The sequence below is a fragment of the Vibrio sp. YT-18 genome (genome assembly GCF_033337345.1).
GTDB classification, from domain to species: domain Bacteria; phylum Pseudomonadota; class Gammaproteobacteria; order Enterobacterales; family Vibrionaceae; genus Vibrio; species Vibrio alginolyticus.
This window is the reverse complement of record NZ_JAWOQO010000293.1, coordinates 1-1,026: the sequence shown is the minus strand read 5'-3', so window position 1 is coordinate 1,026 and position 1,026 is coordinate 1. Positions and strand designations below refer to the sequence as shown.

At 46.5% G+C, this 1,026-nt stretch carries 1 protein-coding gene and 1 pseudogene; both read left to right on the top strand.

All coding sequences use genetic code 11. The features are described 5' to 3' along the window. A pseudogene (locus R7M72_RS26080) lies at positions 1–292 on the top strand (chromosome partitioning protein ParB); the annotation flags it as partial. A gap of 124 nt (positions 293–416) precedes the next feature. Beyond that, positions 417–1,026 (top strand): tRNA(Met) cytidine acetyltransferase TmcA domain-containing protein (locus R7M72_RS26075; protein WP_318056590.1); only part of this gene is annotated, 610 nt, incomplete at its 3' end.

Genomic DNA, 1,026 nt, shown 5'->3' with positions numbered 1-1,026 from the left:
TGAGCAGCAGCAAAACTTGTTGGATAAGTGCCGTACATCTGAAGGTTACTTGTGGCAACGTAGCAAGGCACAAGGCGTGGCTCGTTTGACCAAAGAAGTGACGGAAAGCATCGAAAGTTGGATCTCAGAGTTAGAACCAGCTAAACCTGCAAAAAAAGCTGAAAAAGTTGACCTTGTCAAAGGTCGAGCAAGCTACAGTCGTAAAGGCAGCAATCTTGCTCTCAATCTGAAGAAAGTCGATGACAGCTTGATGGAAGAAATCCTTGCTTTTGTTCAAAGCAAAATGCAATAAAACTAAGCTTTAACGATAACCGCCTTCGGGCGGTTTTTTTATGTCTGCGATCTTGAGCGTGTGGAAGCATGCTCCGAATAGCAGATGTGATAACATGGCGGCAGTTCAACATCGGATAGACCCCATGCACGCACAATCTGAATTTCTATCTTCACTTCAACGCCAATCTCAACATGCTTTTCAACGCTCAGGCGTTGTTTTGCAAGGAGAGGCCGATTGGCAAGAGTCCATTCTCTCTGCATTTCTTCAAACTCAAACCACACAACGTTGGTTCTGTGTTGGGGATTGGTCATTCGAGAGTGCCTTTTGTGTTGGAATGAAGCAGGGAAATCGACTACTCGGCAGAGAATGTGATGTGCTGCTGTTTGACGCGCGAAAAGAGTTCGATGCTAATAGCTTTACGGCGGCAATTGGCTCTCTCGTTGGCGGTGGAATGCTACTTGTTGTGACAAATACTGCTCAACCAGAACACTTCGCTGAGCAATGGATGCAGACCCAATGGCAAAAGCTGATAGTGCTTGAGCAGGGGAAAGTCATTCCCCAGGTTTCTGAGCTTGCTATTGCGCAGAGAAATACAGAATACATAGAGCAGACTCACGCTGTTTCATTAATCGAGAAAGTGGTGAATGGGCATCGCAAGCGTCCTTTAGTGCTCACGGCTGATCGCGGTAGAGGTAAAAGCAGCGCATTAGGCATTGCTTGTGCTCAGTTATTGCAACACAAGCCACTGCGTA